Annotated in this window: 15 protein-coding genes; 6 read left to right on the top strand and 9 right to left on the bottom strand. The window is 64.5% G+C overall.

All coding sequences use genetic code 11. The features are described from left to right. Nucleotides 1-56 precede the first annotated feature (56 nt). Both HDG39_RS21475 and HDG39_RS21480 read right to left on the bottom strand, forming a co-directional pair. Nucleotides 57-3,473 carry an alpha/beta fold hydrolase gene (locus HDG39_RS21475; RefSeq protein ID WP_184008400.1) on the bottom strand — a complete coding sequence of 1,139 codons (3,417 nt, stop codon included), beginning with the start codon at nt 3,471-3,473 and terminating at the stop codon, nt 57-59. Between the two features lie 253 nt (nt 3,474-3,726). After that, nucleotides 3,727-4,518 (bottom strand): hypothetical protein, encoded by a 792-nt coding sequence (locus HDG39_RS21480; protein WP_184008402.1) that lies wholly within the window; start codon nt 4,516-4,518, stop codon nt 3,727-3,729. 404 nt (nt 4,519-4,922) lie between these two features. On the opposite strand from HDG39_RS21480, the gene HDG39_RS21485 reads away from it, so the two are divergent. After that, nucleotides 4,923-6,815 (top strand): ATP-binding response regulator, encoded by a 1,893-nt coding sequence (locus tag HDG39_RS21485; RefSeq protein WP_184008404.1) that lies wholly within the window; start codon nt 4,923-4,925, stop codon nt 6,813-6,815. 46 nt (nt 6,816-6,861) lie between these two features. Here HDG39_RS21485 and HDG39_RS21490 read toward each other — a convergent pair whose 3' ends face one another. The 4 genes from HDG39_RS21490 to HDG39_RS21505 form a co-directional block, all read right to left on the bottom strand. Beyond that, nucleotides 6,862-7,641, bottom strand: a complete 780-nt coding sequence (locus tag HDG39_RS21490) for a response regulator transcription factor (protein ID WP_184008406.1) — start codon at nt 7,639-7,641, stop codon at nt 6,862-6,864. A gap of 332 nt (nt 7,642-7,973) precedes the next feature. After that, the gene (locus HDG39_RS21495) at nt 7,974-8,171 is read right to left on the bottom strand and encodes a hypothetical protein (RefSeq protein WP_184008617.1); all 198 of its coding nucleotides are present in this window, start codon (nt 8,169-8,171) and stop codon (nt 7,974-7,976) included. Beyond that, nucleotides 8,146-9,150, bottom strand: a complete 1,005-nt coding sequence (gene cydB / locus HDG39_RS21500; RefSeq protein WP_184008408.1) for a cytochrome d ubiquinol oxidase subunit II — start codon at nt 9,148-9,150, stop codon at nt 8,146-8,148. The genes HDG39_RS21495 and cydB overlap by 26 nt, the downstream gene beginning before the upstream one ends. A 24-nt stretch (nt 9,151-9,174) precedes the next feature. Then, nucleotides 9,175-10,599 (bottom strand): cytochrome ubiquinol oxidase subunit I, encoded by a 1,425-nt coding sequence (locus HDG39_RS21505; RefSeq protein WP_184008410.1) that lies wholly within the window; start codon nt 10,597-10,599, stop codon nt 9,175-9,177. Between the two features lie 182 nt (nt 10,600-10,781). Between HDG39_RS21505 and HDG39_RS21510 the strand changes: the two genes are divergently transcribed. The 4 genes from HDG39_RS21510 to HDG39_RS21525 all read left to right on the top strand — a co-directional run bounded on the left by HDG39_RS21510 (nt 10,782) and on the right by HDG39_RS21525 (nt 14,678). Then, nucleotides 10,782-11,300 carry a hypothetical protein gene (locus tag HDG39_RS21510; protein WP_184008412.1) on the top strand — a complete coding sequence of 173 codons (519 nt, stop codon included), beginning with the start codon at nt 10,782-10,784 and terminating at the stop codon, nt 11,298-11,300. A 60-nt stretch (nt 11,301-11,360) separates the two neighbouring features. Next, nucleotides 11,361-12,182 (top strand): alpha/beta fold hydrolase, encoded by an 822-nt coding sequence (locus HDG39_RS21515; RefSeq protein ID WP_018420811.1) that lies wholly within the window; start codon nt 11,361-11,363, stop codon nt 12,180-12,182. A gap of 357 nt (nt 12,183-12,539) precedes the next feature. Beyond that, a complete protein-coding gene (locus HDG39_RS21520; RefSeq protein ID WP_184008414.1) occupies nt 12,540-13,334 on the top strand; it encodes an NAD-dependent epimerase/dehydratase family protein in 795 nt (264 codons plus the stop codon). A gap of 45 nt (nt 13,335-13,379) precedes the next feature. Further along, on the top strand, nt 13,380-14,678 hold the full coding sequence (locus tag HDG39_RS21525; RefSeq protein WP_184008416.1) for an MFS transporter: 1,299 nt from the start codon (nt 13,380-13,382) through the stop codon (nt 14,676-14,678). Between the two features lie 466 nt (nt 14,679-15,144). On the opposite strand, the gene HDG39_RS21530 is transcribed toward HDG39_RS21525, so the two are convergent. Beyond that, nucleotides 15,145-16,074 (bottom strand): 2-hydroxy-3-oxopropionate reductase, encoded by a 930-nt coding sequence (locus HDG39_RS21530; protein WP_260328146.1) that lies wholly within the window; start codon nt 16,072-16,074, stop codon nt 15,145-15,147. Continuing rightward, on the bottom strand, nt 16,071-16,871 hold the full coding sequence (gene garL, locus HDG39_RS21535) for a 2-dehydro-3-deoxyglucarate aldolase (RefSeq protein ID WP_184008420.1): 801 nt from the start codon (nt 16,869-16,871) through the stop codon (nt 16,071-16,073). Before garL ends, HDG39_RS21530 begins: the two co-directional genes overlap by 4 nt. 234 nt (nt 16,872-17,105) lie before the next feature. Here garL and HDG39_RS21540 point away from each other — a divergent pair, with 234 nt between their 5' ends. Further along, the gene (locus HDG39_RS21540) at nt 17,106-18,689 is read left to right on the top strand and encodes an aldehyde dehydrogenase (NADP(+)) (protein ID WP_184008422.1); all 1,584 of its coding nucleotides are present in this window, start codon (nt 17,106-17,108) and stop codon (nt 18,687-18,689) included. 142 nt (nt 18,690-18,831) lie between these two features. Here the strand turns inward: HDG39_RS21540 and HDG39_RS21545 are convergent, their stop codons facing one another. Continuing rightward, nucleotides 18,832-19,575: a FadR/GntR family transcriptional regulator gene (locus HDG39_RS21545; RefSeq protein ID WP_184008424.1), complete on the bottom strand. Its 744-nt coding sequence runs from the start codon at nt 19,573-19,575 to the stop codon at nt 18,832-18,834. Nucleotides 19,576-19,748 lie beyond the last annotated feature (173 nt).

Raw genomic sequence — 19,748 nt, forward strand, 5'->3', positions numbered from 1 at the left:
TGTTTTATGCTTGGCTTTATTCTCCGAATGCGTGGTGCATCGGCCATGCTCCGCCGTCAATGCGCATTCAGATAGCCGACGATCAACGGAAAAACATCGACCGCCGCGTTCTTGCCGAAGATGCAGTCGATATGCCCATACCCCGGAATCAGATGCCGCTCGTACGGCTGCTCGGGGAAGCGCTTGCGCAGCAGCTCGTAAGTGCGCGCGGTGCTGACCGGCAGATAGGTTTCGTTCTTCTCGCCGTGTATGAAGCCGATCGGCAAACGCATGCCCTCGAGTCCTTTCATGCCGTCCGCGCCGGTCAGATACACGTCGTCGCCGCGCGCATCGACGACCTGGCCCGCGCGCACCATCGTGGCCAGATGCTGGAACACGGCCATGTCGTGAATGCCGAACAGTTCCTGCAGGTTCGCATGCAGCATCTCGTTCAGCTTGTCGTGCTCGTAGAGCAGGCCATACAGGAACGTCGCGCGATGACAGATCGGATTGCCGCAGCCCTCGCCGTGATCGAGCGGATAGAGACGCAGCGCTTCGTCGAACAGGTTCGCGGGCCACGAATCTTCCTGCGTATAGGCGGTGAGGTCGCGAATGCGCAGATGCTGCATCAGGTCGGGAATATGCAAGCCGGCCTTGATCCGTTGCAACGTGCCCGGCACCGGATGCGCGGACACCTGCGAAATCACCGCCGAGCGCACGCCGTCGAGTCCATGGAGAAGCGACATGCTGAGCGCGAGGCCGCCCAGGCAGTGGCCGAGTACCTGAATGTCCGGCGCGCCGGTCACTTCGCGAATCTTCGCGACGGCGGCGGGAATGTCCTCGCGCGCGACTTTGTCGACGTTGGTCGGCACGAGCACGCTCGGCAGTTCGATGCTGACGCGCAGATCGACGAGCCACACGTCGTAGCCCGACGCGTACAGATATTCGACGAGGTTGGTCGGTATCAGATCGGTCGAGAAGATGCGGCTCGATACGCCCGAGCCGTGGATCAGCAGGATCGGCTTCGCGGCTTTGCCCACGGCCGGATCGCAGTAGCGCGTGAGCTTGAGCCGCGTGCGGTCGGGTGTGTCGAAGTACGTGATCTGCGGCGCCGGCGCGCGCAGCGTGCGTTTCGCGCGCGGTGGTATGTATGGATCGTAGAACTGCAGCGGCGCGGCCACGCCGCCGTATTCGGTGAACAGCACGCCCGCGAAGAACTTGCCGAACTTCAGCGTCCATTCGAGGCGCGTCTTCAGGTCGGGCGCGTGGGTGACTTCGAGCGTGCGCTGCTGCTTCAGGAAGTTTTCGGGCGTGATGATCAGCGTCGCGGTGCCGACGACGGGCGCATCGTCCTGCGCCGCGGCGCGAATCTCCGCATACAGCGTGTTGGTCTGCTCCCACAGGTTGATCGGCGACGTGCGCGTGATGATCTTCTTGCCGGTCAGATACCAGGTGTTGCCTTCGACCGCGTCGAGCGTCATCCGGTAGTTCATGTTGCGTTCGTCGACGTCGGATTCGTCGACGACGAACAGGTTGAACGTGCCGTCGCTGATCGTCAGCGGTTGGGCGGACAGGGCGGGGCAGGTCAGTGTGCCGGCGGTGCGCGCGAGGTGATTCGGGTTGCTCAGCATGTCGGCGAGATCGTCGGACTCGACCGTCAGCGTGAATTCGATCGGGCTTTTCGCGGCTTCGCCCGCCACGCTGGGCGTGTAGGTGCCGACCATCGTCTCGGTGAAGCGCAGGCCGATCTTCTGTGCGGGCGGCGCGGCGGCGGTGCCCTTCGACATGTAGTCGATCGACCAGTCGTGCGCTTTGGCCAGCAGCGCGCAATTGCGCTCTGCGAGCGCGGAGATGGTCAGGAGCGGATTGACGCCGAGCGACATCGGCATAACCGCGCCGTCCATCACGTAGAGGCCGTCGTGCACCGCGACGCCGGCCGTGCCGCTGAACACCCGGCCCAGATGATCGACCACGCCATGCGCGGCGTCCTCGCCCATGCCGCAGCCGCCGAGCGGATGCACGGTGACGGTGTGCCGGCCGGCGATCTTCGTCGAAATCGGGTTGCGCAGATATTTGCCGCCGAGCGGTTTGGTCGCCTCGATCAGCACGTTCTCGATGCTCTGGAAGATCGGCTGGCGTCCCGCGTTTTTCCATTCAATGCGCGCACGGCCTTTGTCGCCGACCGTGATGCGGCCGCTTTCGTCGTCGTGCGCCATCACGAGATAGCTTTGCGTGTGATTCATCGCACCGTGGTACGGGCCGCGGATCAGGCTTTCGAGCGCACGCGCGTCATAACTCATGCGCTCGAGCAGCGACGGAGCCCCAGCCGCATCCACGCCTTCGAGCGGCGCGACCGCGCCGAGCATGCCGACGAGCGCCTCGCCGACCGCACCGGCCAGCGAGCCTTCCTCGATCACATAGCCATCCCTGACATTTTTCTGGTCGGCGCGATTGTCGATCAGGCCGGTGATGGTCGGCCCGACCGGCGGAATCTGCCCCGGCTTGTGCTCGCCCCAGCCGACGCCGTTGATCGTGTCCCTGGTGTTGTACGCGAAGGCGAGCACGTCGCCGTTGCCGGTGAAATGCTGGCCGAGCGTCTCCGAGATGCTCAAGCCCGCGTCGCGCGAGCGCAGCAGCAGCGCGGTCGAGCCGATCGTGCCCGCCGCGACGATGACGATGTCGGCCAGCACGAACAGATCGGGCGCGTCGTAGCTTTCGCGGCCGAGCTTCACGAGCTGGAAGTTGACCTTCCATTGCTGCGTATCGGGATCGCGCAACACCGAATGCACGGCCGTGCCGGTGAAAATCTGCGCGCCGTGGGCGACCGCGTCGGGCAGATAGTTCATGTGGGTCGAATTCTTCGCGTCGTAGTTGCAACCTGAGTTGCAATCGCCGCAACCGACGCAGCGCTGCTGCTCGACGCCCGCCGCGTTCGGGCCGTCCTTGAACGTGACCGTGATCGGCGGACGGCTGAAGCGGTCGGCCATGCCGAGCGCCTGCGCCGATTTTTCGAGCGCCTGGAGCTTCGGCAGCGGTGGGAAATCGTCGGGCACCGGCGACGGTGACAGCATTTTCCAGGCGAGCGCATAGCCGTCGTCGCGTCCGGCTTGGTCGGCGCGCAGCGCGGCCGGCCAGCGCGGGTCGTCCCACAGGCGCGGATCGGCCTCGAGCGCTACGTTCGCATTGATCAGCGACGTCCCGCCGAGCCCACAGCCCACCACCGCGTTGACGTCTTCGTTCACGTGCACTTCGAGCAGCGCGAGCGGCGAACCGATCTGCGCCTCGGCCGTGTTGTACTGGATCTGCTCGACGCCCTGCAAGGGGGTGCGCGGAAACTCGCCGGCCATGAATTCGCGGCCGCGCTCGAGCACGCACACGCGACGGCCCGCGCGCGCCATGCGGCTCGCGGCGATCGCGCCGCCGTAGCCCGAGCCGATCACGACCACCTCGTAATGCCGTTGCAGCGCCGTCGGCGCGCTCGATAAGCGGTTCATCAGGACAACCTCGTCTGGAATCGGATGCGGGGAACGGAAGCTCGACTTCGAAACAAAGACGGCGTGCTGCGGGAGCTTTTTTATCGTAGGCGGAATATCGGCGCAAAAAAAGCGCGCCGTGGAGGGCGCGCCGAAGTCGTAGCGTGCGACGTTCAGGGCGGCACGACCGGCCGGCCGTTGCCGGGGTGTACCCGACCGTACGGGCATGCGCACTTACCGCGCTTCTTATGTGGCCTGTTGGTTATCCGAACTATTACGCGGCCACTTCATTGAATTCGCTATCGCTCGATTCCGCCGCGAGCAGATTCAGCGCAACCAGAATCGCCGCGCGATTGTCGACGTCGATCTCGATGCCGAGCGCGTCGGTGAGCCAGCGGCCGAGCTTGGTGTTGGAAAATTCCTCGGCGCCGGCCGTCTTTTTCGTGGTGACGCCGAGTTTGACGGCGCGATAGTGATAAGAGGGCACCCGATGCTGAGCCGCGACCGCCGAAAGCCCGCCTTTGCCTTCGGAGCACCAGCCGAGGCTGCCGGCCAGCACGATCCGCTCGGGTTCGTCGAGCCCTTCGATGAACTCGCGAGCCGCGCGCCGCACGCGCTGTTCGTCGAGGCCGTATTGCAGCAGCACGCTTTCCACCGGGTCTTCGAGCGCGTGCGCGTGCAGATCGATTTCCTGCGCGACGCCCTCGGTCTCCATCGACACGTTGCGCTGATGGCACGCGCTGCGCAGGCAGTCGATCAGATAGCGGCGGAAATACGCGCATACCGCGTAGCTGTTGGACGGCGCGCTGTCGGCGCGCGCGTTCGTTTCAGTGTGGCCGGGCGCGAGGCGCAACACCTTCGCGTAGATGAACTGAGCGACCAGTTCTTCCTTGTCCTCGCCGAGCGCCTGCAATTCGAGCGGGTGGTAGGTCCGCAACGCGCGCTTGACCAGTTCGACCATCGACACCATTTCGTCCGCTGAGAGCCGGGTGCGCCTGCGCCACAGATCGGGGAGGATCGCGTCGTCGAGTTGGCGGGCGAACTCGTAGCTCGGGACTGCGCCCATGGAAAACCTCCGTCACGGTTGGCAGGGAGCGCGGCGAGCCGCGGCGCGTGGGCCGCGAGTCGAGGGAAGGTGGCTGAAATGCCGCGCTGAAACGTGAATGCAGTATGGTTCGCGGCAAGGCCTTCGCCTATATGGATTAAGTGTTAGCCGATGGGTAAACTGCCGGGTAAACCTTCTGATGGATTGCTGACGATTCGTCTGAAGAGCGGGCAATCGCCGTAGAATAGACCGCGCGGGCGGCGCGTTCGGTCGCCCGATTCGACCCGCGGTTGCCACGAAGTGCCGGAGCGCCGCCGCTTCGTCAGTGTTTCGTCTCAACGAAGTTGCCATGCCCCCGCGATAAGCTGCGTGGGATCGGCGTAAGCGCTAAAGCGCTCACGCCGATCGACAGAGGAGACCGCCCCATGCGGGCCGACCCGATCCAGCGTGCCATCGACGAAGACCTCGTGCGCGTGCTCTACGCGCAGGATCCGATCGCGTTCTTTTCGCACTGGTTTTCGATCGCGGTGCTGGTGGCGATCTACTGGCCGCATGTGCCGGCGCCGCCGCTGTTTATCGCGTGCTTCGTTTTTTATGCGCTCGCCAATTGCGCGGGCCTGGCGCTGTGGATTTGCAACCGCCGCTATCCGCAGCTCGTCTCGCCGCGCGACTGGATCTATCTGCACGCGCTGCGCGGCGTGCTCCTCTATAGCGGGCCGGGGTTCGCGGTGTGGTTCGCGTTCCAGAGTCCGCAAACCGATCTGCCGTTATTGCATACCGTACTGCTGGTGACGCTCGCGGCCGGCGTGTTCATGTCGAATGGGTTCGATCTCCTCAATTTTTCGACGTCGATTCCGTTTCTGCTGCTGCCGTCGATCGTGCTGCATTTCGGCTCGCATACGTTCGATCGCACGATTCTCGCAATCGTGCTCGCGTTCTTCTTCTGCGCGATCAACGTCTACGCGATGAGCTATCGCAAGCTGTTTCGCCAGGTCGTGCAGGCGCGTGTCGATCAGCAATACCTCGCGGAATCGCTGGCCGCGCAAAAGCGCGTCGCCGAAGAAGCGAGTCTCGCGAAGACGCGCTTTTTCGCGGCGGCAAGCCACGATCTGCGTCAGCCGCTACATGCGATCGGCCTGCTCGCGGCATCTCTGAACGATCCGGCGGCGACGCCCGCGCAGCACGCGAAGACGGCCGGGCACATCGTCTATAACGTCGAGGCGCTCAATCAGCTGTTCAACCAGGTGCTCGATCTGGCCCGGCTCGAAAGCGGCGTGACCCAGGTGATCCGGTTGCACTTCCGGCTCTCCGAGCTGTTCGACCGGGTCGGTAGCCAGTATCGTCCGCAGGCCGCGGCGAAGGGGCTCGCGCTGCGCATCGCGCCTACGACGATGGTGGTCTACGACGATCCGGTGCTGCTCGAACGCGTGTTGAGCAATCTGCTGTCGAACGCGGTGCGTTATACGGAGCAAGGCGCGATCTGGCTCGGCTTCCGGCGCGCGGGACGACAGAAGGGCGGCTATATAGAGGTGCGCGATTCGGGCGTCGGCATGGCGCCGCAAGAGCATGAGCGCATTTTCGAGGAATTTTACCAGGTCGAGAATCCGCAGCGCGACGCGCGTCAGGGGCATGGGCTCGGGCTGCCGACCGTCAGGCGGCTCGTCGGCCTGCTCGGCGGCGAGTTGCAGCTGCGCTCGGCGCCGGGGCGCGGCTCGGTGTTCCGCTTTGCGGTGCAGGCGGGTGACGCGAGCGGCATCGTCGCGAGTCTGAACGATTCGGTCGCGGGCGGCCCGGCCGCGCAGGGGCGGCGCGTGCTGTGCATCGACGACGAGCCGTCGATACTCGAAGGCCTCGCGAGTCTGCTCGAGCGCTGGGGCTGCGACGTGCGCGGCGCGCGCGACGAAGCCGGCGCGCTCGCCGCGCTCGCGGACGGCTTCGTGCCCGACGCGGTGCTGTGCGACTACCAGCTCGCCAATCACCGCACCGGCGCGCAGGCGCTGAGCGCGATACGGGGCGTGCTTGCGCGGGAGGGGCACGGCAATGTGGTGACGCTGCTGATCACCGGCGATATGGCGTCGGCGGAGCTGACGGCGCTCGCGTTGCAGGGGATTCCGGTGCTGCACAAGCCGGTGACGCCGGCGCGCTTGCGGCGCACGCTGGAAATGCTGTGGCAGCAGGCGGAGCTCGATCAGGGGCGGCCGGCGGGTGCGGTGGCGTTGGGGGGCGGAGCGGCGGACGACTCACCGCCGTCGCCCGCCGCGGCGGGCTCGCCGCAAGCCGAAGCGGGCTCAGGCGCGCAAAGCGAAACGCAGCCTTAGAGGCGGGAAACAAAGACGGCTTGGGCTTGCGGCGCAGCACAAAGCGCTACAACGTCTTCCCGGCCTCCAGCCATCCATTGATTACGGCGATCGCCGTCGACCGGTTATGCACACCGAGCGCCCGAAAGATCACCGACAGATGCACCTTCACCGTGCCTTCGGCGACGCCGAGATCGCGCGCGATCATCTTGTTGGTCCAGCCGCGATGCACGAGCCGCATGATGTCCTGCTGACGTGGTGACAGGTTCTCCAGCAGATGCTGCTGATGCGGCTGCAGCGACGGTACCTGCGTGACCGGTTCGATCTGGGAGACGGTGCCGGGGCCCGGCCCGCGGCCGGCTTGCGCGGCGGCGCTCGGGGCCGGCACACGTGCCGATTCATCAGCATCGGCGCCCGCGCAGCTGGCCGCCTGCGTCTCGCGCGAGCCGAGCAGACTCAGCGCTTCCATCGGCACATAGGCACCGCCGGACAGCACCAGCTCGATCGCCTTCAGCATCACGCTGGCGGGCTGGCGTTTGGGCACGAAGCCGAGCGCGCCGGCCGCGAGCACCGCGCGCATCTCGTTGGGCGATTCCTCGGCGGACAGCACCACGACCGGCAGCGCCGGATTCGCCTTCAGCAGCGTTTCGAGCGAGCTCGCGCCGCTCATGCCCGGCATATGCAGATCGACGATCGCCAGATCGTGATTCGCGTCGGGTCGCGCGGCGGTCGCAAGGGTTTCCCAACTGTCGGCTTCGTCGAACTGGGCGTCGGGATCGAAGCCGCGCAGCATGCCTTTGACGCCTTGCCGGATCAGTTCATGGTCGTCGGCTACAAGAAACTTCATGATGTCTCCGCGAGTCGAGCCTGTCCGTTGAGGGCTGCCGCCGTTGCACATGCCGCAGTCGCAGGCTGCGCAGTTGCAGTGTGACTAACTGCTGTACTCGTGACACGCACCGCGGTCGTCGCCGAAATCGTTGCCTCGGTTCCTCGCCGCGTGGAGTGTCGCACTTACCGCCGCATCCGGCATCGTTCGATGCGCTTCGTGATGTTAAGGCAGGTCTGCCGCGCATAGGTTCCGGCTTGCTACGTAGACGAGCCGCGCGCCCCGTTTTTGAAGCGCTGACGCGCACGATCCGGAAGGTTATGCCTGCCGGATCGACACGGGTTCGCGCGCCGCTATCTGACCGCGAACAGCGTCGCATTCATCAGAAGCTTGAAGGCGAAGCCGAGCGACATCGCCGCGGCCACGCCGAAGCACCATAGCGCGATGAACCAGAGCCAGCCCGGCAGTTTGCGGCTGGGCGTTGCGGCAGTGGCGGTGGGAGCCGACGCACTGGGACCCCGCGTTTCAGTGATAGTGATGTTGGTCGCCATGACGCACCTTGCCTCGAAAGACCCAGTAACCCATCGCCGTATAGGCGGCGATGATCGGCAGGATCACCGCCGCGCCGGCCAGCGTGAACGTCTGGCTCGCGCGTGGCGCGGCGGCTTCCCATAGCGTGATGCTCGACGGAATCGCATACGGCCACAGACTCACGAGCAGCCCGAGATAGCCGAGCAGCACGAGCGCCAGCGCGAGCATGAACGGCGTGTTGTGATGGCGCGCGCGCACCGCGCGATGCATGAAGAACGCGCAGATCGCGACGAGGAACGGCACCGGCAGCAGACGATAGAAGATCCCGTCATGGAACCAGCGTTGCGCGATGCCCGCATCCATCAGCGGCGTCCACAGGCTCACGAGCGCGATGAAGCCGAGCAGCACCAGCGTCAGCGGCCAGACCACGCGATGCAGCCTTCGCTGTAGATCGCCCTCGGTCTTCGCGACGAGCCAGCAGCAGCCGAGCAGCGCGTAGGTCGCGACGAGTCCGAGGCCCGTCAGCAGGCTGAACGGCGTGAGCCAGCCGAACGCGTCGCCGGCATAGGCGCCATCGGCGACCGGAATGCCTTGCAGGAACGCGCCGAGCACGATGCCCTGGAAGAACGCTGCGCCCGCCGAGCCGCCGATGAATGCGAGGTCCCACAGATGCTTCGTGCGCCGCGACTTCGCGCGGATCTCGAACGACACGCCGCGAAAGATCAGGCACACGAGCATGAACACGAGCGGCAGATAGAGCGCCGACAGCACGGTCGAGTAGACGACCGGAAACACCGCGAACAGCGCGGCGCCGCCGAGCACGAGCCAGGTTTCGTTGCCGTCCCACACTGGCGCGACCGTGTTCATCATCAGGTCGCGTTCCTTTTCGTCGGGGAAGAACGGAAAGACGATGCCGATGCCGAGGTCGAAGCCGTCCAGCACCACGTAGATGAAAAGGCCTAGGGCGATGATCGCGGCCCATACGACGGTTACGTCCATTTTTTCTTTCTCTCGAAGCGTAGGTTAGACGGCGTCGATCATCCGATCGGCGGCGGACAGCGGGCGGCGCGCGGTCTGCGCGGGCGTCGGCTGCGGCAGGCCGTGGGACATGTCGTGCGACTTGCCGCCAGGCAGCGCAGGACCGGAGCGCATCAGCTTCAGCATGTAGTAGATGCCGGTGCCGAACACGAGGAAGTAGACGGCCACGAACGTCATCAGCGACAGACCGACCTGCTGCGTGGTCAGCGGCGATACCGCCTGCGACGTGCGCATCACGCCGTACACGACCCACGGTTGACGGCCCGCTTCGGTGGTGACCCAGCCGGCCAGCAGCGTGATGAAGCCGCTCGGTCCCATCGCGACGCACAGCCGCTGGAACCACTTCGCTTCGAACAGGCGCCCGCGCCGGCGCAGCACCCAGGCCGCGACCGACATCGCGATCATCAGCACGCCGAGGCCGGCCATGATGCGGAAGCTCCAGAACACGACGGTCGAATCCGGCCGGTCCTGCGGCGGGAATTCCTTAAGGCCGCGGATTTCGCCGTCCCAGCTATGCGTGAGGATCAGGCTGCCGAGGTGCGGCACCGACACCGCGTAGCGCGTGGTTTCGGCCTTCATGTCGGGGATGCCGAACAGGTTCAGCGCGGTACCGCCCTTTTCGGTATCCCACAAGCCTTCGATTGCCGCGATCTTCGCCGGCTGATATTCGCACGTGTTCAGGCCATGCTGATCGCCGACGAATGCCTGGATCGGCGTCAGAATCAACAGCAGCCACAGCGCCATCGAGAACATCTTCTTGACGGCGGGATCGCGCCGGCCGCGCAGCAGATGCCACGCGCCGACCGCCGCGACCACCAGCCCCGCGACGATGAACGCCGCGAGCGCCATATGCGCGAGCCGGTACGGGAACGAAGGATTGAAGATGATCTTGAACCAGTCGAGCGGCACGACATGACCGTCGACGACCTTGAAGCCCTGCGGTGTCTGCATCCAGCTATTGGACGCGAGAATCCAGAAGGTCGAGATCAGCGTGCCGATCGCGACCATCAGCGTCGCGCCGAAGTGCGCCCGCGGACTCACGCGCTGCCAGCCGAACAGCATGATGCCGAGGAAGCCCGCTTCGAGAAAGAATGCGGTCATCACCTCGTACATCAGCAGCGGACCCGTGATCGGCCCGGCGAAACTCGAGAAGCCCGACCAGTTGGTGCCGAACTGATAGCTCATCACGACGCCCGAGACGACGCCCATGCCGAAGGCCACCGCGAAGATCTTCGACCAGAACAGACAAAGATCTTTGTAGTAGGCCTTGCCGGTTTTCAGCCAACGCCATTCGAGAACGGCGATGAAACTGGCGAGACCGATGCTGAGCGCGGGGAAAACGATGTGAAAAGAAACGGTGAACGCGAATTGAATGCGCGCGAGATCGAATGCCGATAGTGCGGAGTTCATGATCCTGTTGTGCGTGATGGCCGCGTGAGCGGACTTACGCGCGTCGACCGGTGTCGGTGCGCACTGCGCTGGGCAGATGGCGCAAGAGTAGGGGATCGAAACAAAAAGTGTTGCGATGCGATGTGCGTCAAAAAACCGCCTTGTTTTATGCGAAATACGCTTATCGATGAGGCAAGCCGTTGTTGAGTATCAAGTTTCTTTTGGCGGCCGAAACGTGGCCGTGTGTGCCTCGTCGCGTGAGCTGCGTCAATCGACCGCGCTGCAGCAATGCGTTTCGCGCAGCCTTGCGCCGCAAGGTCGCGGGCGGTGTCTGTCGCCAGCCGACAATCGATCCATCCAAACCGACTTCGTCTGTGGGCGTGCTGGTCAGGCGATTTTTTTACTTCTACGATGCACGCTGCCGCCGGGGCGTTTCAGCTTTTTCTCTTCACTTTTTTGTTGCGTTATCCGCTCATCATTGGTTTGGTATTCGCTGGGTTTGCGTGAACCGTTTTGCAGCGTATTGGATGGCGTTCAGTGGCGGTGCTATTTCGCGGCGGCTTTTCTCGATAGCCAATTGCCGCGAGGCGATTGCGCGGGCCGTCGTGGCCGCTTTTCGCCGTACCATGTCTTGCCCAGGTATTGCGGCCGTTTCCGTCGTTTCCTTTATTCATTGCCGCATTCGCCGGCGTTCTGTCATGCGTCGCGCGCATGCTTCGTGAGCAGCTTCCGCTTCATCCACCTGCCGGCGACGGCAGACTTCATCGACAAGGAGTCAGCAGATGAGCACGATCAGGACGAAAGACGGTACCTCGATTTTCTACAAGGACTGGGGCCATGGCCGCCCGGTCGTGTTTTCGCACGGCTGGCCGCTGACCGCCGATGCGTGGGATGCGCAGATGCTGTTTCTCGGCAGCAAGGGCTTCCGCGTGATCGCGCACGACCGGCGCGGTCACGGCCGCTCGGAGCAGCCGTGGGACGGCAACGAGATGGACACCTACGCCGACGACCTCGCCGCGCTGATCGAACATCTCGATCTGCAGGACGCGACGCTGGTCGGCCATTCGACAGGCGGTGGCGAAGTTGCGCATTACATCGGCCGGCATGGCACGGGGCGCGTCGCGAAGGCCGTGCTGATCGGCGCGGTGCCGCCGCTGATGCTGAAGACCGCCGATAATCCGCTCGGCCTGCCGATCGACGTGTTCGACGGCATCCGCAAGGGCGTCGCGGACGATCGCTCGCAGTTCTTCAAGGATCTGGCCGTGCCGTTCTACGGCTACAACCGGGAGGGCGCGAAGGTGTCGCAGGGCGTGATCGATTCATTCTGGCGCCAGGGCATGGCCGGTTCGATCAAGGGGCTATATGACTGCATCGAGCAGTTCTCCGAAGTCGACTACACCGAAGATCTGAAGAAGATCGACGTGCCGACCCTGGTGCTGCACGGCGACGACGACCAGATCGTGCCGATCGACGCAGCCGGCCGACGCACTGCGGAGATCGTCAAGAACGCAACGCTGAAGGTTTATCCGGGCGGACAGCACGGCATGTGCACGGTGGAGGCCGACAAGGTCAATGCCGATCTGCTGGAATTCATCGGCGCCTGAGCGAACGTAACGAGGTGATCTGTTGAGGGCGCGGGCGGCATACGGACGCCGCTCGCGTCGGACGCCACGCGCCCGCTGGCGTCAGGCAAAGCCACTCCTGGAACAAAAATCCACTTTAAGTTATACGATGTCGCATGAATGCGATGTCCTTATGTCTTTGTTTTTCAAAGAGCTCCGAAATTACCGCGCAGTAGTTTAAGGGTAAATGCGGAGTTGAAATCCGCTTGCTCATCATCGATAGTACGTTATCGTACAACTTGAGTGTGTTATGCGACGCGCAGCGCGATTTCGCCGGCCGCTCAGATCCTCTGTCTGTTCTCTGAAGACCTCGCGCGCGGCGCAGTAAAAGGAACCCCTATGAAGAAGATTGCCCTGAGTGGCGCCGGCGGCCAGCTCGGCTCCGTGGTACGTGCTGAATTCGTCGCGCGCGGCGTGCCGCTGCGCTCGGCCGCGGGCTCCAAAGTACTGACGCCGCTCGTCGACGGCGAAGACGTGATGAACGGCGACCTGCGCGATCCGGCGGTGGTCGACCGTCTGCTGAACGGCGTGGACGTGCTGATCCATTTCGCCGGCACGAGCGTCGAGCGTCCGCTGCCCGAGATCATCGAGAACAACCTGCGCGGCCTCGTCGAAGTCTACGAAGGTGCGCGCCGCAACGGCGTGAAGCGCATCGTGTTCGCGAGCTCGAACCACGCGATCGGCATGTATCCGGTCACCGAGCATCTGAGCCTCGACTGCGAACTGCGCCCGGACGGCTTCTACGGCTTGTCGAAGGTGTGGGGCGAAGCGCTCGCGCGCATGTACTGGGACAAGCACGGCATCGAAAGCGTGTGCGTGCGAATCGGCAGTTGCCTCGAGCGTCCGACCGAGCAGCGCCATCTGAGCACCTGGTTCGGCCACAAGGACCTGATGCATTTCCTCGACCGCTGCATCGAAGCGGAAGACGTCGGCTTCCTGACCATCTGGGGCGTGTCGGCCAATACGCGCAGCTGGTGGGACAACAGCGGCGCGGCGCGTCTCGGCTACGAGCCGAAGCAGAACGCCGAGGACTACGCGCACGACATCCTGTCGCGCCCGAATCCGCTCGATGAGCTGTGCCAGCGCTACCAGGGCGGTAGCTTCGTCGGCATCGACTATTCGCGCAAGGCTTGAGTCCCGTTCGGCTTGACGGGCAAGGCATCACGAGGAGTAGCAGCAATGAAGATCAAGGGTATTCGCTGGTGGATGGTCGCGCTGGTCGCGGCCGGCCTGATCATCAATTACCTGGCGCGTAACACGTTGTCGGTCGCGGCTCCGACGATGATGAAGGAGCTCAACATCACGACCGAGCAGTATTCGCACGTGGTCGTGGCGTGGCAGCTCTGCTATGCGTTCATGCAGCCGGTCGCCGGTTTCGTGCTCGACACGATCGGCACCAAGGTCGGCTTCGCGGTGTTCGCTCTGGTGTGGTCGGTGGCTTGCGCGGCGGCTGCATGGGCGACGGGCTGGCGCAGCCTCGCGGTGTTCCGCGGTATCCTGGGTCTCGCCGAATCGGCCGGTATTCCGGCTGGCGTGAAGGCGACCAGCGAGTGGTTCCCGGCGAAAGAGCGTTCGGTTGCGATCGGCTGGTTCAACATCGGCTCGTCGATTGGCGCGCTGCTTGCGCCGCCGCTTGTCGTGTGGGCACTGTTTCACGGCCGCTGGCAACTCGCGTTCGTGATCGTCGGCGTGGCGGGTATTGTATGGAGCGTGCTGTGGATGATCATCTACAAGCATCCGCGCAACCAGAAGCTGCTGGCCAACGCGGAGCGCGACTACATTCTGAGCGGCCAGGAAGCGAAGCATCACGATGACATCAACACGCCGAAGCGCAACTGGCGCGCAATGCTGGCGAGCCGCGATTTCTGGGCGATCGGTATTCCGCGAATTCTGTCCGAGCCGGCCTGGCAAACCTTCAACGCGTGGATTCCGTTGTACATGATGACCGAGCGTCACATGAACCTGAAGGAAGTCGCGATGTTTGCGTGGATGCCGTTCCTCGCCGCCGACATCGGCTGCGTGCTCGGCGGTTATCTGAGCCCGCTGTTCCACAAGTACGCGAAGGTGTCGCTGTTCACGTCGCGCAAGATGGTGTTCGTGGTCGGTGCGCTGTTCATGATCGGGCCGGCGTGCATCGGTCTCGTCGAGAGCCCGTACATGGCGGTGGCGCTGCTGTGCGTCGGCGGCTTCGCGCACCAGACGTTGTCGGGCGCACTGTACGCGATCACGTCGGACATGTTCGGCAAGCACGAGGTCGCGACCGCGACCGGCATGGGCGGCATGGCCGGCTATCTGGGCGCCGCTGCGTTCACCGCACTGTTCGGCGTGCTCGTTACGCAGATCGGCTACAGCCCGCTGTTCGTCGTGCTGGCGGTGTTCGATCTGATTGCCGCGGTCGTGGTCTGCCTGATGGCCAGCAGTTCGGACAAGATGCCGGAGCCGAAGTGGACGTTGCCGGATGCGGTGACGACGAAGTAATGTGAGGTGCGGTCGGCTCTGTTGGGCCGATCCGGTGAATGAAAGCGGCGCCCGTGCGTGGGCGCCGTTTTTTCTATTTGCGGGCTTTGAGGCGGTCGACCGGATGCTGGTGTTGTGGCGCGAGCATCGCGACAAACTACTCGCTGAGAAGCCTCTTTGTGTTGAAGTGATCGTTGTCTCCCACAAGAACCCCGCAAAATAGCAGTCGACCACAGGGACAGGAAATGGGCGATAGATGATTCCTGTGTCCGATTGATCCGGGGAGACACGGGGCCGGGAGTCCATCGCTAAACACGATAAGGCGTCGCATTAGGCGGCGAAAGGCTCCACGGCCTCGGAAGAGGGAAAGGGCATCACGCGCGAACTACGTACGATGCTCAAGAATGCAAAGTGCGATCGAGCCGGCCATCAGTCACATGAAGACCGACGGACAACCCGATCGCAACTATTTCGAACCTACGTCAAATCACGCGCTCTTCTGACCGATCTCGTGATTCGCGAGCACTTCGAGCGCGCGCACCATCGCCGAGTGGTCCCACGCCTTGCCGCCGTGCGCAACGCACGCGTTGAACAGCGCCTGGCAGGTGGCGGTGTTCGGCAGCGACACGCCGAGCGCCTGCGCGGTCGACAGCGCGAGGTTCAGGTCCTTCTGGTGCAGTTCGATACGGAAGCCCGGATCGAACGTGCGCCTGGTCATGCGCTCGCCATGCACTTCGAGAATGCGCGACGATGCGAAGCCGCCCATCAGCGCCTCACGCACGCGCGCCGCATCGACACCCGCCTTCGACGCGAGCAGCAGCGCTTCGCCGACCGCCTCGATGGTCGCCGCGACGATCACCTGGTTTGCGACCTTGCACACCTGGCCCGCGCCGACCGCACCGATCAGCGTGACGTTCTTGCCCATCATGTCGAACAGGGGCTTCACGCTGTCGAACGTGGCCTGTTCGCCGCCGACCATGATGGTCAGCGAGCCGGCCTTCGCGCCGACCTCGCCGCCCGACACCGGCGCGTCGAGATAATCGGCACCGGTTGCGCGCACGCGCGCCGCGAAATCGCGGGTCGCCATCGGCGAGATCGAGCTCATGTCGACGACGGTCTGGCCGGCGCGCAGCGCGCTCGCGAGGCCGTTCTCGCCGAACAGCACGCGTTCGACGTCCGGCGTGTCAGGCACCATGATGAAGATCACGTCCGCGTCGGCGGCGACCGCGGCGGGGTTGTCGCATGCTTGGGCGCCGGCCTGCGTGAGCTCGGCGGGCACGCCGCTACGCGTGAAGGCGGCGAGCGAGACGCCGTTTTTGAGAAGGTTGGCGGCCATGGGCTTGCCCATGATGCCGAGTCCGATAAAGCCTGCTTTTTGCATGGAATGCTCCGAAGATGTCGTGGCGGCCGCGTTCAAGCCTCGCCCGCCGGTTTCTGCATGAAGTGTTTCTGTGCCGCCTGCGCGGCGCCCTTGAGCAACCCGAGATCCGCGCAGACGGCGACGACGCGCGCGCCCATCGACAGATACCGTTCCGCGTCGGCCTGTACCGGCGCGAGAATGCCGCTCGACTTGCCGGCCGCCTGCGCGCGCGCGAACACATGCGCGATCGCCTGCTGCACGTCCGGATGGCTCGCGTTGCCGAGGCGGCCATACGACGCCGCGAGGTCTGACGGACCGATGAAGACCGCGTCGATACCGTCCACCGCGAGGATGCTGTCGATATTCTCGACCGCCCTGCGGCTTTCGACCTGCGGGATCACGCAGACGTTGTCGTTGGCGATCGCGAAGTAGTCGGGCACGGTGCCATAGCGGTTGCCGCGATGGCCGACCGACACGCCGCGAATGCCCTGCGGCGGATAGCGCGTCGACGCGACCGCGCGGGCGGCGTCGTCGGCGCTGTCGACGAAGGGCACGAGGAAGTTTGAGAAGCCGCTGTCGAGAAAACGTTTGATCACGACGCTGTCGTTGGCCGGTGGTCGGACGACCGGTGCGCTGCCGCTGTCCTTGAGCGCCATCAACTGCGGGATCAGCGTGAGCACGTCGTTGGGCGCGTGTTCGGCGTCCAGCAGCATCCAGTCGAAGCCGACCGTGCCCAGCAATTCAGTGGCGATCGGGCTGGCGAGCGACGCCCAGCAGCCGATCTGGGTTTTTCCCTCGCGCACCGCGCGCCGGAAACGGTTGGGCAACGATTCGTAAGGCGTGACGGCGGGCATGCGGTGTCTCCTCGAACGGCGATGGATCGGGAAAAGCTGCGACAATGCTAAGCCTCGCGAAATGCGAGTTATAAGTCGTCGTATGACTTGGCCCAGATTAGCACCGCACGGCCCAGTTGTAACGGGCGAGTATACCCGTATGCCCCTGTCAGACAAGCGTTTTGGGTTGCATAAGGCCCACGCGATGTTGTAGGATGACCTATATCTTTAGCCGTCATTAAAGGAAAGCCAAAAATGCCTATTACCGGCGAAATGCTGATCGGTCGCAAAGCCGTGCGCGGCGAAGAAAAACCGCTGCGCGCGTTCAATCCTGCCACGGGTTCCGAGATTGCCGAGCCGGTGTTCGGCAGCGGCACCGTCGAGAACGTCGAGCAGGCCTGCGCGCTCGCGCGACAGGCGTTCGACGCCTACCGTCAACTGCCGCTCGCAGTGCGCGCCGAGTTCCTGGACCGTATCGCTGACGGCATCACTGCGCTCGGCGACGAGCTGATCGAGCGCGCGCAGGCTGAATCGGGACTGCCGAAGGCGCGTCTGGAAGGCGAGCGCGGCCGCACCACCGGCCAGCTGAAGCTATTCGCGCAGACAGTGCGCGCGGGCCAGTGGCTCAACGCTACGCTCGATTCGCCGCTGCCGGAGCGCAAGCCGCTGCCGCGCTCGGATCTGCGCATGCAGAAGATCGCGCTCGGCCCAGTCGCGGTGTTCGGCGCGAGCAACTTCCCGCTCGCGTTCTCGGTGGCGGGTGGCGACACCGCCGCGGCGCTGGCTGCTGGCTGCCCGGTCGTCGTGAAGGCGCATCGCGCTCACCTCGGCACGTCGGAGCTGGTCGGTCGCGTGATCCAGCGCGTCGCGCAGGAAATGGATCTGCCCGAGGGCGTGTTCTCGATGATCGTAGGCGCGGGTAACTCGGTCGGCGAGGCGCTGGTTGCGCACCCGGCCATCAAGGCGGTCGGCTTCACCGGTTCGCGCGCGGGCGGTACCTCGCTGATGCGCGTCGCGGCGGCACGTCCGGAGCCGATCCCGGTGTACGCGGAAATGAGCAGCATCAACCCGGTGTTCCTGCTGCCCAACGCTCTTGCGGCACGCGGCGACAGCATCGCGCGCGGTTTCGTCGACTCGCTCGTGCTCGGCGCGGGCCAGTTCTGCACGAACCCGGGCCTCGCCATCGCGGTCGACAGCGACGCGCTGAAGGGCTTCGTCGCGACGGCATCGGAAGCGCTCGCGGCGAAGCCGGCGCAGACCATGCTGACCTCGGGCATTCACGCCGCGTATGAAGACGGCGAAGGCAAGCTGGCCGCAACGAAGGGTGTCGAAGTCGTGGCACGCGGCGTCGCCGCAACCGGCCCGACCCAGGCTTGCGCGGCGCTGTTCGTGACCGACGCGCAGACGTTCCTCGCGAACCCGGCGCTCGAAGACGAAGTGTTCGGCCCGGTGTCGACGATCATCCGCTGCAAGGACGAGCAGGAAATGCTGAAGGTCGCCGAACACTTCGCAGGCCAGCTGACCGCGACGCTGCAAATGGACAGCGCCGACGTGGCGGCTGCGAAGAAGCTGGTGCCGGTTCTCGAGCGCAAGGCCGGCCGGATTCTGGTCAACGGCTTCCCGACCGGCGTCGAAGTGTGCCACGCGATGGTCCACGGCGGCCCGTTCCCGGCAACGTCGGATAGCCGAGCGACCTCGGTCGGCACCACGTCGATCGATCGCTTCTTGCGCCCGGTCTGCTACCAGGACTTCCCGGCCGAGCTGCTGCCGCAAACGCTGGCCGACGGCAATCCGCTGGAACTGTGGCGTCGTCGCGATGGCGAACTCACGCGCGGTTAATCGCGTGACGCCGTCCTGAACGGATGCGCGCCCGGGCCGGTTGGCCGGGCGCGGATCGAAGGGAAGGGCGGACGCAATCGCAAGATAAAAAAATGGCCGGGAGATTCCCGGCCATTTTTTTCGCCCGCGAGCTTCGTGAGAATCAGCTGTTCGCTTCGCTCGCTTCATTCGCGCGACGCAGCCGCTCGCGGCTATTCGACAGATGCATGCGCATCGCCGCGCGTGCGCCTTCGGCGTCGTGCCGGCTGATCGCCTCGAGGATGCTTGCATGCTCGAGGTTCACGAGCGACAGATACGCATCAGGATCGGCGCGCGCGATGCCGGCCGAGTCGAGCCGGTTGCGCGGAATCAGCGCGCTGCCCATTTGCGACAGGATGTCGACGAAATAGCGGTTGCCGGTTGCGCGTGCGACCGAGATGTGGAACTGCAGGTCGGCCTCCACGCTGTCGAGCCCGTTGTGACGCGTGGCCTCGATCGCGTCCAGCGCGGCGCGCATGCGCGCGAGGTCGTCCGGTTTCGCGCGTTGCGCGGCCAGACCGGCGCATTCGGTTTCGAGGCTGATGCGCAGCTCCAGAATGGACAGGACGTCGCGCAGCGTGGTGGCGGGCACCATGTCGATGCCGAGCTTTTCGCGTTGCGGCTCGAGCACGAAGCTGCCGATGCCGTGCCGCGTCTCGATGACCTTGCCTGCCTGCAGGCGCGAAATCGCTTCGCGAATCACCGTGCGGCTCACGCTGAGCGTGTTCATCAGCTGCGATTCGGTGGGGAGTTTGTCGCCCGGCTTCAGCAGGTTGGCCGCGATCTGCTCGGTGACGTAGTTGACGACGAACTCGGCAAGATTGCGAGCGCGTCGTGGCGGTGCCGCGGATGCTAGTGGTGTAGCCATCGAAAACGCTCCTTGTTTGAAAGATCGCTGGGAATCGTGCATTTTTATTATATCGTCGTCTGACGACTGATTATATAAGCGCAGTCCCGAAGTTTGGCGCCTCGGCGCTGATAGATCGCGCGAGGCGCCGGGTCGGCCGGCCGGAAGTACGATAACCGCGACGATAACCAAGC

This window comes from Paraburkholderia lebeckiae, from assembly GCF_014201005.1.
Taxonomy (GTDB): Bacteria; Pseudomonadota; Gammaproteobacteria; order Burkholderiales; family Burkholderiaceae; genus Paraburkholderia; species Paraburkholderia tuberum.